Annotated in this window: 11 protein-coding genes; 7 read left to right on the top strand and 4 right to left on the bottom strand. The window is 49.4% G+C overall.

Annotation, left to right across the window (positions count from 1 at the left end; translation table 11 throughout):
- Positions 1–3: 3 nt before the first annotated feature.
- The 4 genes from MRBLPE1_RS08485 to MRBLPE1_RS08470 all read left to right on the top strand — a co-directional run bounded on the left by MRBLPE1_RS08485 (position 4) and on the right by MRBLPE1_RS08470 (position 6,625).
- On the top strand, positions 4–138 hold the full coding sequence (locus MRBLPE1_RS08485; RefSeq protein WP_364143989.1) for a hypothetical protein: 135 nt from the start codon (positions 4–6) through the stop codon (positions 136–138).
- 205 nt (positions 139–343) lie between these two features.
- Positions 344–3,250, top strand: coding sequence for a 2-oxoglutarate dehydrogenase E1 component (locus tag MRBLPE1_RS08480; protein WP_364143986.1), 2,907 nt, complete (start codon positions 344–346; stop codon positions 3,248–3,250).
- A gap of 6 nt (positions 3,251–3,256) precedes the next feature.
- Positions 3,257–4,474 (top strand): 2-oxoglutarate dehydrogenase complex dihydrolipoyllysine-residue succinyltransferase, encoded by a 1,218-nt coding sequence (gene odhB, locus MRBLPE1_RS08475; protein ID WP_364143983.1) that lies wholly within the window; start codon positions 3,257–3,259, stop codon positions 4,472–4,474.
- A gap of 321 nt (positions 4,475–4,795) precedes the next feature.
- On the top strand, positions 4,796–6,625 hold the full coding sequence (locus MRBLPE1_RS08470) for a PAS domain-containing protein (protein WP_364143980.1): 1,830 nt from the start codon (positions 4,796–4,798) through the stop codon (positions 6,623–6,625).
- Here the strand turns inward: MRBLPE1_RS08470 and MRBLPE1_RS08465 are convergent.
- From MRBLPE1_RS08465 to MRBLPE1_RS08455, 3 genes are all read right to left on the bottom strand, one after another.
- Positions 6,622–7,857, bottom strand: a complete 1,236-nt coding sequence (locus tag MRBLPE1_RS08465; protein ID WP_364143977.1) for an MFS transporter — start codon at positions 7,855–7,857, stop codon at positions 6,622–6,624. The two genes, MRBLPE1_RS08470 and MRBLPE1_RS08465, sit on opposite strands and share 4 nt — an antisense overlap.
- Before the next feature lie 56 nt (positions 7,858–7,913).
- Complete coding sequence (locus MRBLPE1_RS08460) at positions 7,914–8,339, bottom strand: MarR family winged helix-turn-helix transcriptional regulator (RefSeq protein WP_364143974.1); 426 nt, start codon at positions 8,337–8,339, stop codon at positions 7,914–7,916.
- A 96-nt stretch (positions 8,340–8,435) separates the two neighbouring features.
- The gene (locus tag MRBLPE1_RS08455; RefSeq protein ID WP_364143971.1) at positions 8,436–9,293 is read right to left on the bottom strand and encodes a helix-turn-helix transcriptional regulator; all 858 of its coding nucleotides are present in this window, start codon (positions 9,291–9,293) and stop codon (positions 8,436–8,438) included.
- Positions 9,294–9,464: 171 nt separating this feature from the next.
- On the opposite strand from MRBLPE1_RS08455, the gene MRBLPE1_RS08450 reads away from it, so the two are divergent.
- Positions 9,465–10,601, top strand: coding sequence for a Gfo/Idh/MocA family protein (locus MRBLPE1_RS08450; RefSeq protein WP_364143968.1), 1,137 nt, complete (start codon positions 9,465–9,467; stop codon positions 10,599–10,601).
- Positions 10,598–11,671, top strand: a complete 1,074-nt coding sequence (locus tag MRBLPE1_RS08445) for a Gfo/Idh/MocA family protein (RefSeq protein ID WP_364143965.1) — start codon at positions 10,598–10,600, stop codon at positions 11,669–11,671. Before MRBLPE1_RS08450 ends, MRBLPE1_RS08445 begins: the two co-directional genes overlap by 4 nt.
- Positions 11,672–11,748: 77 nt before the next feature.
- Here the strand turns inward: MRBLPE1_RS08445 and MRBLPE1_RS08440 are convergent, their stop codons facing one another.
- Positions 11,749–12,144 carry a hypothetical protein gene (locus MRBLPE1_RS08440; RefSeq protein WP_364143962.1) on the bottom strand — a complete coding sequence of 132 codons (396 nt, stop codon included), beginning with the start codon at positions 12,142–12,144 and terminating at the stop codon, positions 11,749–11,751.
- Between the two features lie 313 nt (positions 12,145–12,457).
- Here MRBLPE1_RS08440 and MRBLPE1_RS08435 point away from each other — a divergent pair, with 313 nt between their 5' ends.
- Complete coding sequence (locus MRBLPE1_RS08435; RefSeq protein ID WP_364144576.1) at positions 12,458–13,672, top strand: GTP-binding protein; 1,215 nt, start codon at positions 12,458–12,460, stop codon at positions 13,670–13,672.
- Positions 13,673–13,686: the final 14 nt, after the last annotated feature.

Here is a 13,686-nt window from a genome sequence, read left to right as displayed (position 1 = left end):
GATATGAAGCATTTGAGCCAGTCGATCGGGCAGCAGCCGATTCATGCCCGATTTCTTGTCCGAGAACGACAATCAATGCTTCAAATGGATGATATCGATGCCAATATGATCATGGATAGCGAGCTTACTATGTACTAAAATATAAAGGAGTTATAAAGCGGTATCCCATACTTTAACGCAATATGAAACCTGCACTAGAAAATACGGTATAACTTAATAACCATTCATATTAAATGCATGTTGAAACGTTTTTGAACATTAGTAAGCTGGCGGGCATGCATGCTGGGCTTCGCCTTTGAAAATAATAGGATGGCAATGAATAGAGAGGGTGGAATTTTCTGCAATGAGCAACCATGATGAGCGTAATTATTCGCCTTGGCAAAGCTACTATGGACCCAACCTTGGGTATGTGCAGGAGCAATACGAACGTTTCTTAACCGATCCAACTTCCGTTGAGTCAACGGTTCGAGAACTGTTTGAACGTTTTGGAGCACCTCCGGCTGTATCGATGGGGGCAGTTCCTACAAGCAAGCCAAGCGAGCAACAGGCTGCATCAAGTGCAGCAGCGCCTGGTCCGATTGATTCGAATATGTTGAAAAAGGTTGTCGCTGCGCATCAGCTTATGCTGAACATACGCAGATACGGCCATTTAGCTGCGGATATAGACCCGCTCGGCTTTAGTCCGGCAGCAGATACGAAGCTGCTCGAGCCAGAAACCTTCGGTCTTACGCAAGCGGATTTGGCGTCTATTCCGGCATCGTTGATTTGGGATAATGCTCCGGCATCGATCTCGAACGGCTGGGAAGCGATTAACCGTCTTAGAGAAATATATACCCGCTCAGCGGCTTATGAGTTTACACATATCCATGATGAAAATGAACGGAACTGGCTGCATAAACAAGCGGAATCGGGCAGCTTCCCGGCACCGTTGTCGGCAAGGGAACGTTCGGCATTGCTTGAGCGTCTTATGGAAGTTGAATATTTCGAGAACTTCCTGCACCGGACATTTGTGGGTCAAAAACGTTTCTCCATCGAAGGCGTAGATATGCTCGTGCCCGTATTGGATGAAATCGTGCGTGCCGTAGCACATGACGGAGCAAACCATATTCTGATGGGTATGGCTCACCGCGGACGCCTAAACGTACTTACGCATGTACTAGGCAAGCCTTACGAGAAAATTTTCTCCGAGTTCCACCATGCGCCTAACAAGGAACTCATTCCGTCAGAAGGATCTATGGGCCTTAACTATGGCTGGACCGGCGACGTGAAATACCATTTAGGAGCAGACCGGGCGATTAAGGAAGGCGAAACCATTCGCGCAAATCTTACCCTTGCCAACAATCCGAGTCATCTGGAGTTTGTTAATCCGGTGGTCGAAGGCTTCACGCGGGCCGCGCAAGAGGATCGCAGCAAGCCGGGCATGCCGAAGCAGGATCCATCCAAAGCCGTTACGATCTGCGTACATGGCGACGCTGCTTTCATTGGTGAAGGCATTGTAGCTGAGACGCTTAACTTTAACAAGCTGCAAGGCTATCACAATGGCGGTACCTTGCATATCATCGCGAATAACCGACTCGGTTTCACGACGAACAGCATCGATTCGCGTTCGACGCATTATGCCAGCGATCTGGCGAAGGGCTTCGATATTCCTATCGTACACGTAAATGCGGATGAGCCGGAAGCCTGTTTGGCTGCTGTACGCCTAGCTTGCGAATACCGTCTCCGCTACAATAAAGGTTTTGTCATCGATTTGATCGGTTACCGTCGTTTCGGTCATAATGAAATGGACGATCCGGAAGTAACTCAGCCTCTTATGTACACGAAGGTCCGCAATCACCCGACGGTAAGCGTGCTTTATGCCGATCAGTTGAAAGGCGAGAAAGCGATCACGGAAGACCAGATCGAGGAGCTGCGCCAGCGTACCAACGGAAAGCTGCAAGCAGCCTACGATGCGATGAAAGCAAAGGAAGGCCAGCCGCAGATTCGCGGCGAGCAGCGGAAATCAGTGATTCCAACAGGTGAAGAAGCCCGCACGGCGGTACCTCTTGAAACACTTCGCGAAATTAACTTGGAGCTGCTTAACCGTCCTGAGGGCTTCACGGAGTATACGAAGCTTCAACGTATTTTGCAGCGCAGAGCATCCGCTTTGAACGATGGTGAAAAGATTGATTGGGCGCATGCGGAGGCGCTTGCGTTCGCAACGATTCTCGCAGACGGCACGCCGATTCGACTAAGCGGACAGGATTCGGAGCGCGGTACGTTTGCGCACCGTCACATCATGCTTAACGATAATGCCAATGCAGCCAAATTCTCGCCGCTTCATATGCTTCCGCAAGCGAAAGCTTCCTTTGCGGTTCATAACAGCCCATTGTCAGAAACGGCAGTGCTTGGCTTTGAGTACGGCTATAACGTATTCGCGCCAGAAACCTTCGTGATCTGGGAAGCGCAATACGGAGATTTTGCGAACGTCGCACAGGTTATTTTTGACCAATTCATCTCAGCTGGCCGTGCGAAATGGTCGCAAAAATCAGGGATTACGATTTTGCTTCCGCATGGCTATGAAGGCCAAGGTCCGGAGCATTCCAGTGCAAGACTTGAGCGTTTCCTTCAGCTATCGGCTGATAACAACTGGACGGTTGCCAACCTGACAACATCCGCTCAATATTTCCACTTGCTGCGTAAGCAAGCCTCGCTATTAGGCACCGAGCAGGTTCGTCCACTCGTACTAATGGCGCCAAAAAGCTTGATCCGTAATCCTCGCGTTGCTTCACACGGCGTTGATTTAAGCGAAGGCTCATTCAAGCCCGTGCTGCCGCAATTTAGCCTGACGGAGCCGAAGGATCAGAAGGATAAAGTAAAACGCTTGCTGCTTTGCACAGGCAAGGTTGCTGTCGATATCGAAGAAGCGCTTGCTTCGTCAAACGCAGAGGACTTTGATTGGCTGCGCGTGGCAAGAGTCGAGCAGCTGTATCCGTTCGCTCATGCGGAAATCGAGCGCATCGTGAAACAGTTCGACAAGCTGGAAGAGATCGTATGGGTACAAGAAGAGCCGCAAAACATGGGCTCATGGAGCTTTATGGAGCCTAGACTGCGCGCATTGGCGCCTAAGAAGGCAGCTGTCCGTTACGTCGGCAGACCTGATCGCTCGAGTACGGCAAGCGGACACCAAGAGGTGCACGCCGCAGAACAGAAGTGGATTCTTTCTACAGCATTGAACGGCAAACCAGTTGAAAGTTTGATAAGGGGGTAGTGACTAATGGCTGAAATTATAGTACCAGAATTAGGCGAGTCCATATCTGAGGGCACGATTACCAAATGGTTCGTGAAGGAAGGCGACTCCGTTAGTCAAGGAGATGTCCTGCTAGAGCTTGAAACCGATAAAGTAAACATTGAAATCAGCGCGGACAACAGCGGTGTGGTTTCTCGCATCGCTAAGCAAGACGGAGATGTCGTGCTTGTAGGCGAAGCCATCGGTTCGATCGGCGAAGGAGCCGGCGCATCTGCACCGGCTGCTCCTGCGGCAGAACCGGCAGCGGTTGCTGCTCCTGCGGCACCAGCCACGCCGGCTGCAGCACCTGCTCCGCAGCAAGCCGTATCTTCAAACGACAGCGCTGCAGCGATCAACGCTTCTCCTGCAGCGCGCAAGCGTGCTCGCGAGCAAGGCATTGATCTCTCGCAAGCGCAAGGACAAGCACCTGCACCGGCAGTAGCGACTCCGGTTAAATCCGCCCCGCTCTCGCAAGCTGAACCGGCTAGCGCAAGCAAAGACGGCAAACCGACGGAACGCAAACGCATGTCTCGCCGCCGGGTGACGATTGCTAACCGCCTTGTTGAAGCACAGCGTACGGCAGCAATGCTGACAACCTTCAATGAAGTGGACATGACAGCGATCCTTGATTTGCGCAAACGCCGCAAGCAAGCTTTCTTTGAGAAAAACGATGTGAATCTTGGTTTTATGTCATTCTTCACGAAGGCCGTAGTTGGCGCACTTAAAGCATTCCCGCTGCTTAATGCAGAAATCGACGGTGAAGATATCATCACGAAAAAATTCTTTGACATCGGTATTGCGGTTTCCGCGAAGGAAGGTCTTGTCGTTCCGGTTGTTCGTGACGCTGACCGTCTAAGCTTTGCTGAAATCGAGAAAAATATCGTTGAGCTTGCAGGAAAAGCAAGATCCAACACGCTTGCGATTTCTGATCTGCAAGGCGGAAGCTTCACGATTACGAATGGCGGCGTATTTGGCTCCCTGCTGTCGACACCGATTCTTAACGCGCCGCAGGTTGGTATTCTCGGCATGCACAAAATTCAAATTCGTCCGGTAGCTATCGACGACGTCCGCATGGAAAACCGTCCGATGATGTATATTGCCTTGTCATACGATCACCGTATCGTAGACGGCAGCGAAGCGGTTCGCTTCCTTGTTATGGTTAAAGCGCTGCTAGAAGATCCGGAAGCCCTTCTTCTTGAAGGCTAATCGAATATTTATAAGTTAAAAGAGGGACCGTCCTTGAAGCAGATCATTCTACTTTAAGGGCGGTCCTTTTTTTTGTAACAGGCCATACGCTTACCAGAAATTCTGCCTAAATTCGACAGAGTGAAAAAGTTGTCGAAAAAAAGAGATTATGCTTGCCGGAATGATGAGAATTTGCACATAGGTCAGAGCTGCTAATGGCATGATGATTGTTCGGATATGTTTTTTTATATTTAAATCTTAAATCGGAGCAGGAAGAAGGCAGGCGATGTTGAAAGTAACAAACAGATAAAGTTAATTGCTCCAATAAGGATGGTCATGCGGATGGAAAGCGTTAAACTTAACGATCGATTGCGAGAAAGCGAAGAACGGTACCAGCATCTGGTCCATATGCTCCCCGACGGGCTTATTATTTTTTGTGAAGGATATATCGTATTTGCGAATCGTTCGTCATTGAGCATGCTCGGTGTGAGCCGGCTCGATGAAATCATCGGGCATCCCATAAACAAATTCGTTCATCCCGATTTCTTGGAATTATTTCCAGTCAATATTAATTATCTTATTCGAGATGCAAATCCGTCTAAATTAATCAATTATAAGCTGCTTCGCCTAAATCTGGAGTCGTTTGAAGTGGAACTGAGAGCGGTCGAAGTGATGTATGACGGCAAGCAGGCTGTACAGCTTATCATTCGTGACATCTCCAACCGGATTCGTATGGAAGCTTCTTTGCATGAGAAGGATTTTTTATACAAAAGCCTAATGGAGAATGTCGTAGCCGGCGTTTTTGTAGGTCAAAAAAGAAATATCGTATACGCCAATCCTTATTTGGGTGAAATGTTCGGTTATTCGGAAGAAGAGCTGCTAACGATATCGCCAAACGATTTGATGGCGAAGGAAGATCTTAAACGGCTTCAATACGAAGTGATGCAGAGTTTGGCTAACGGTATTCTACAATTCCCGCTCAAGTTTAAAGGAAAAAGAAAAGACGGCAGTTATATCTATGTGGAAGGTAACAGCTCCATTATTATGGTAGATGGGCTTCCATCCTTACTTGGTACGGTACAGGATGTGACCTTTAAACGCGAGAAGGAGAAGCTGCTTAGGGACAGCGCGAAGCTCTATCAGAAAATGATCAAGTTTGTGCCCGAACCGATTGTGATAAGCGATGAAGGTATCATCGTCTATGCAAACAAGCTCGCGCTGGAGTTGATCGGATTAGAGGAAGAAAGCCAAGTTATTAATAAAAGCATATTTGAATTTATTCATCCCAGCATGCATAACGCGACCCTTGAAACGGTCGATAATATCATGTCCTCGGATGATGCAACCCCCTTTCAAGAACGAATCATCGTTCGTCAGGGAGGTCAATTCATGGATGTGGAAATATCAAGTATCCGAATCAATAATTACATGGGCAAGGATGTTATGCTCAGCGTAATCCGGGACTTGACCGACCGCAAGCGCTCCGAGGAGGTCCTTATCCGTTCGGAGAAGCTGTCTGTAATTGGACAGCTCGCAGCCGGCGTAGCGCATGAGATCCGAAATCCGCTGACTGCGCTAAAGGGCTTTACGCAGCTTTTGAGTGCCAAATATCCCGAACATCCGCATTATTTTACCATTATGGCTAATGAAATTGACCGCATTACGCTGATCGTTAATGAATTCATGACGCTGGCGAAGCCGCATTTCACCCAATTTAACAATGAACCGCTTGAGCCTATTTTGCAAAGCGTGCTCTCGATATTGGAAACACAGGCGATTTTGTTGAATGTGGAGCTGAAGGTTTGTTTTGACGATACGAGACCGATGCTTTATTGCAACGCGGATCAGCTGAAGCAGGTGTTTTTGAACCTGATAAAAAATGCCCTTGAGGCCATGCCCCAAGGGGGAGAAGTAGTTATTTCAGTTACCACGATGGAAGACGGTAACGTGCATATCCTGGTCAAGGACGGCGGTATCGGCATCCCCGCGGATTTGATAAAGAAGATCGGCGAGCCTTTCGTGACGACGAAGGAAAAAGGGACCGGTCTGGGGATTATGATCAGCACGCGCATTATCGAAGCGCATAAGGGTACGCTTCGACTCAGCAGCGTGATCAATGAGGGTACGGTCGTTGAAATTATTTTGCCGGTTCAGGCAGCAAACATGGCTTAAGCCTCGGATGGATCTAAGGCATGATCGCCGGCAGCAGCCGTTAATCGTTTGCGCTTGTGGTGAAGGATGAAATAGATGACGGAGGAAAAGGCGATTATAATGGCGCACAGCATATACATGGCACTGTAGCCATAGCCTGCAGCCAGCGCCCCGAGCGAATAAGAGCCAATTCCGTAACCAAGGTCAAACAGCAAATAAAACGTTGCGGTAGCGAGTCCTCTGCGGTGTGCGGGAGCCGCGAGTACGGCGATTGTCTGAAAGCAGGGCAGCAGGGCGCCGTATCCGAGGCCAATGACGGCACCGGAAGCTAGAAGCATCGCAGGCGAACTGGCTTGGCTCAGAAGCAGCATACCAACCGTAAAAACGGCAATACTAGGGTAAACAATAATGTGCTCGCCGACGCGATCGAGCAATTTTCCGACTATAGGACGCGGCAAAACGATCATAATGCCAAAGCAGACGAAGAAATAGCTCGCATATTGATCAAGGGCCTGCTCATGCGTATAGACCGACATAAAGGTTACTAATCCGCTGTAGGCAAACGCGACAACAAAGCCGCTGAGCGCAATCGGAACGGCCTTCCGTTCCACGAGATCGCGCAAGTGCAGCTTGCCCGTGCTTTTTGAGCGGGGTTGTTCGTTCGCTGCGGAAACGATCTGTTGCTCACGGGTTTGGCGCCTTGTTGATGCGCCCAGCACGAAGGCGATAAGCGAGCAAACCGCGCATAAAACGAACATTGCCGTAAATCCGCCATGTGTCGTAATCGTCAAGCCAACAAACGGCCCGATCACCATAGCTAAGCTCATAAACAAACTGAAATAGCTGATGCCTTCCCCTTTGCGATGTTCCGGAATAATACCGATTGCCGTTGTATTCGTTGAGGTGGTTGCTATCGCGAAGGTGCCGCCATGAAAAAAACGGACAAGCAGCAGCATGGCATAACCAAAAACGCCGAGGTAAGCGACCGAAAATAATAAAAAGAGAAGCAAAGACAATACGACGATTTTACGTTCGCCGTACTTGGTCATAAGTTGGCCTGCGAAGGGCCGAAGCAGAACGGAAGCAATCACAAATACGGTCATGGATAAACCGGCCTGCGTGTCGGATCCGCCGAGTCCGTTCGTGACGTAAACGGATAATGCCGTGGCTAACGTGTAAAACGAGAAAAACAAGAAAAAACTGCTTAAACATATTTTTATGAAGTCGGCACTCCATAATTTGTTGGTATTCAATGCGAGTTCCCCTCTCGGATGATAGTCATGCCCTTGTGGATTTCGACCATTAATGGTCAATGGGCAGCTGCATTTTTGTTGATTTTGGCCATAAAGCCCATAAAGGCTTGAATCTCCTCGTCCGAGATATCCGTTAGCATTTGCTGTACATAATTTGCCTCAATCGGCGCAAGCTCATGAGCGCTTGTCCTGCCAGTTTCCGTAATATATAGAAGCTGCGAGCGCCGGTCATTAGGGTTCGCTGCCCGCTTAACAAGTGCTTTTCGCTCGAGCTGATCGACTAACCGCGTAATGTTAGCAGGATCTTTGTCCGTACGCTGAGCTAAATCTTTATGCGTAATACCGTCATGTTCGTCTAAGCACATCAGCAGCGACCATTGCTCGGGCGTGATGTCATGCTCATGAAAAAGCTGCTGCAGCCGTTGGTTTAAACGGCGTCCCGTATTGCTGATTACATAACCGACCGATTGCTTGAATTCCATTATTATCACCTGCTCTATTCATTTAGTTGTTATAACAATAATACGCTTATCAACTAAATGAGTCAACTGCTCCAATCCGCAAAAAGGGACTGAAGCTTATTTCGCGCTGTCTTGACGGAGTTGATTCTGCTTGCGATATTGCTCGGGTGTAAAGCCCGTATGAAGCTTGAAAGCACGGCTGAAATGCGAAGGATGCTTGAATCCGACCTCGTAGCCAACGTCAGTAATGGGTTGAACGCCGTCAATCAGCTCGATTTTGGCCTGGTAAATTCTGCGCTGCATCAGGAATTGAAAAATGGTAAAGCCCGTAACCTCTTTGAATGTTTTTGCCAAATAAAATTTGCTTAAATGCAGCTCGGCTTGAATACCCTCAAGCGTAATATCCTCGTTGAAACGGCAATCCAAATAGGAGATGATCGATTGGACATGCTGCTCCTTAGAGGAGGGAAAAGCTTGTTTTTCCTTTAGCGGCTTCTGGCACAGCTGATTAATTAAGATCAGCAAGTCTAGCAGCTGCGCTTGAAAGCGCTGGTTTGAAAAAGTATCCTTCTGCGCATACAGCTGCCCAAGGCGATGCAGCGAGGCTTCGATCTCTTCTTTCTCGGCACCGCGAAGCTGCAGCCTCACATTATGAAGCTTCTGAAAGGGCTCCAGCAAATCCCCTGCAAAAGGTGGCTGGATAAATTGCTTGAAATAAAACGGATCAAAATGAAGGGTGGAGCGGTGATATGCCACGCTGGGATCGATATGTGCACGGTGCAGCGTCATGCCGTGCATCAGAAGAAGATCGCCGGGTTCAAGAACGTATATGCGGTCATTGATGAGATAGTTCACTTTGCCGCCATGGAAGTAATAAACCTCGTAATGGAAGTGGGTATGGTATTGAACCTGACCGTTAAAGTTAGAGCTGGTGCCCATTGTAAAAGGTTCGCTGATTCGGTGCTGCGTGCTCATGCGATCGACTCCCCCTTATAATTACCCTCATTATACACCAACCACAGTCAAATAAAAGCGTAAACAGGATAATGCGAATGAAGTCGGCACGGTTTCAAAGTGTTACCATAGAGGCAGGCAAAACAGGCTGACAATAAGATTACATCATTTTAATAAAGGGGCGGCATCCGGATGCAGATCGTTCGTTTGGGAGTTATCGGACTGGGTAACATGGGCAAAGGTCATATCGGTTACTTATTGAAGGGCGAAGTAAGCGGGGTTGAAGTGACCGCAGTCAGCGACAGCATACAAGCAAATCTTCAGTGGGCAAAAGAAAAGCTTGGCGATCAAGTGGGACTCTATGCCGATCCGTATGAGATGATGGATTCCGGCTTGGTAGACGGCGTGCTTATCGCTACGCCCCATTTCTCGCATCCAGAGCTTGCAATCGCTTGCTTTGAACGGGGACTGCATGTGCTGTGCGAGAAGCCGGCGGGCGTTTACACCAAGCAGGTTCGCCAGATGAATGAGGCGGGAAGCAAAGCGAACGTGAAATTCAGCATGATGTATAACCAGCGCACGAATCCGTTATATGTAAAGCTGAAGGAATTGATTGACGCGGGAGAGCTTGGCGAGGTAAAACGGACCAATTGGATTATTACAAACTGGTACCGCTCTCAAAGCTATTATGATTCGGGCACATGGCGGGCAACCTGGGCGGGAGAAGGCGGCGGCGTCCTGCTCAATCAAGATCCGCATCAGCTTGATTTGTGGCAGTGGACGATCAGCATGATGCCGAAGCGCGTCCGTGCGTTCTGTTATTTCGGCAAGCATCGGAATATCGAGGTAGAGGACGATGTGACGGCTTTCGTGGAATATGAAAACGGGGCCACCGGCGTATTCGTTACCACTACCGGCGAGGCGCCGGGAACGAACCGGCTTGAGATTAGCGGCGACCGCGGAAAAATCGTCATCGAAAACAATGAACTTACCTTCTGGCGCCTGCGCACGCCTGAGCCGGAGTTCAATAAGACTTTTACAGGCGGCTTTGGCCAGCCGGAATGCTGGAAATGCGAAATTCCGGTTCAAGGCAGCTATCCGGACCATAAAGGCATCACGCAAAACTTCGTGAATGCGATTTTGTTCGATGAGCCGTTGATTGCTCCGGGAGAGGAAGGCATTAAGGGGCTCATGCTGTCAAATGCCATGCTGCTGTCTACTTGGACCGACAACTGGGTTGACCTTCCCATCGATGAGGAGCTGTTCCACCAGCATTTGCAGGACCGGATTTCAAACTCGTCATTTCAGAAGGAGGCAATAAGCAAATGAGTAAAGCGGATGGAATGAAATACGCTCCGAAGGGGAAGCCGAATAAAGTTATCGAGGACGGACAATTCGTCATCTCAGCAGTCAGCTTGGATCATGGACATATTTATGGCATGTGCAACGGGCTTGTTGAAGCGGGAGCAACCTTAAAGTGGGTTTATGACCCCGATCCAGCCCGGGTGGAAGCATTTATCCGCCAGTATCCGCAGGCGCAGGCTGCCGAGTCGGAGGAACAGGTGCTGAGCGATCCCGAGGTGCAGCTGGTTGCCGCTGCCGCGATTACGTCGGAGAGAGGACCGCTAGGCGTGCGCGTGATGCGTAGCGGGAAGCATTATTTTACCGATAAGGCGCCATTTACGACGCTGGAGCAGCTTGCGGATGCGCGCGCGGCTTACTCGGAAACGGGCAAGAAATATGCTGTCTACTACAGTGAGCGGCTGCATGTGGAAAGCGCTGTGTTTGCCGGCCAATTAATCGAGCAGGGCGCAATCGGACGTGTCGTGCAGGTCATGGGTCTTGGACCGCATCGGTTGAATGCCGCATCCCGGCCGGCTTGGTTTTTCGAGAAGGAAAAGTACGGCGGCATCATTTGCGATATCGGATCGCATCAAATCGAGCAGTTTTTGTATTTTACGGGCAATCAGAATGCGAATGTCGTGAACAGCAAGGTTGCGAACTACGCCAATAAGGATTATCCGGAGCTGGAGGATTTTGGCGATATGACGCTTGTCGGCGACAATGGGGCTACTGGCTATTTCCGCGTCGATTGGCTTACGCCGAACGGCCTTGGCACTTGGGGAGACGGACGCACCATCATTCTCGGAACGGAAGGCTACATCGAGCTGCGCAAATATATCGATATCGGCAGGGAAAAAGAAGGCGATCAGCTGTATTTGGTTAATGCCGACGGGGAGCAGCATATGCAGCTGGGGGGCAAGGTCGGTTTTCCGTATTTTGGCCAGCTAATACTGGATTGCTTGAACGGCACGGAAATCGCAATGACGCAGGAGCATGCCTTTAAGGCGGCGGAACTGTCGCTGCTGGCGCAGAAGCATGCGGTTCGGGTCGAGTAAACCATAAATTGTACCTTAGCAAAAGAGAGCTGCCCGCGGTAAGTGACTGCGGCAGCTCTTTTTTCATTTGGCCAGCCTTAATATTTAGCGTCCTTCTTCAATTCATAGACTTGAATGAAATCTTCTTTGACAATAACAGAGATAACGGTCTGGTTCTTTATGAAAAAATGAGCATGCCCCAGCCTTTTATCCTCGAGCTCGACCCAGCCTAATCGGCTAAGCTCTTCGAAATACGCCAGCGGCGGGTAGAGGCCTTGTTCGCCGCCTATGCCTTTGAGTTTGTACGTTGAGCCTTTTAAAATATTGGGATTGCTAAATGTGAATGGTTCCTGCTCAGAAAGAAGGGGGACGACAAATTGTTCATTTACTGCTGATGGTTTATATCCCGCCGCCGCATCGTAGGCAGGTTCGCCGGTATTCGCGCATGCTGTCGTCATTCCAATCAAAAGGATGATGCCCCAAATCTTCAACATCCGGTTATCCCTCCAGCCCGTTTCTTCTGCATACCGATAAAGACGAAAAAAATGCCGCAAAGTTACATCCTTATTGTAAAAGTTAAGGAAGCCGAGGGTCGGCATATGGTCCGTTAGCGCTTTGCAGCTAGAGTAGAGAGGATGGGCCTTATTTGTAACAATTACGATCTTGACGGGAGGTAAAACGGTTGTTATACTACTAAAACGTAATTATTACTATTAGTTGTCGGATGAGAAGGCTTTTTATTTGAGGAATAATCGTAATGATTACGTATTATTAGAATCCATCATCGGATCGGAACAGAGGTGTCCAGTGGAAGCGAACAAAATTCCAGTGACCGTATTAAGCGGCTATTTGGGTGCGGGAAAGACGACCATTTTGAACCATGTATTAAACAATCGCGACGGCCTTAAGGTCGCCGTCATTGTGAATGACTTAAGTGAATTAAACATTGATGCAGGCCTCATTAAGGATGGAGGAGGTTTATCCCGGACGGACGAGAAGCTCGTAGAGATGTCCAATGGCTGCATTTGCTGCACGCTGAGGGAGGATCTGCTGAAGGAGGTCGAGAAGCTGGCGAAGGAGAACCGGTTTGATTATATATTAATCGAATCGACCGGAGTCGGAGAGCCGGTTCCCGTCGCGCAAACCTTCACCTATATCGACGAAGAGCAAGGAGTCGATTTATCGGCATTTTGCAAGCTGGACTGTATGGTAACGGTCGTTGACGCTTATCGTTTCTGGCATGATTATTCATCCGGCGAAACGCTGCTGGAGAGAAGCCAAGCGGTAGGCGAGGACGATACCCGCGAGGTTGTTGATCTGCTGATTGACCAAATCGAATTTTGCGATGTGCTGATTTTGAATAAATGCGATCTGGTGGAAGAAGAAGAACTAGCGGAGCTTGAAGGCGTCCTTCGTGCCCTGCAGCCGCGCGCAGCGTTCATTCGGGCCTCGAAGGGCGCGGTAGACCCGAAGGCGATTTTGAACACTTCGTTATTTAACTTCGACGAAGCGAGCCAATCGGCTGGATGGATAAAAGAAATGGCTGCCCCTGCGCATACGCCTGAAACGGAAGAATACGGCATATCTTCCTTCGTGTATGAACGGGTGAAGCCGTTCCATCCGGAGCGTCTTATGGAATGGATGAAGGAGTGGCCGGAGGAGATCGTCCGCGCCAAAGGAATGGTGTGGCTGGCAACCCGGAACCGTTACGCGCAAAGCTTAAGCCAAGCGGGTCCATCCATTCAATTTGGTCCGGCCGGCCAATGGGCGGCTGCCTTGCCTGAGGCTGAGCGAGAGGCCGTGCTGCGGGAAGATCCGGAGCTAGCGGGGCTTTGGCATGAAGATTACGGAGATCGTATCAATAAGGTTGTATTCATCGGTATTGCCTTGGATCGTGCGAAGCTGATGGATTCGCTTGACAGCTGCCTTCTGAGCGAGAGCGAGCTGCAGCTTGACTGGAGCGATTTTCCGGATGAATTCCCGAATGCATCGGAGGAGCAATGGGAACAAACCATTCATTAATTTTTCACTTTTAA

Source organism: Paenibacillus sp. LPE1-1-1.1 (assembly GCF_040676435.1).
Classification (GTDB): domain Bacteria; phylum Bacillota; class Bacilli; order Paenibacillales; family Paenibacillaceae; genus Pristimantibacillus.
This window is presented reverse-complemented; position numbering and strand designations above follow the sequence as displayed.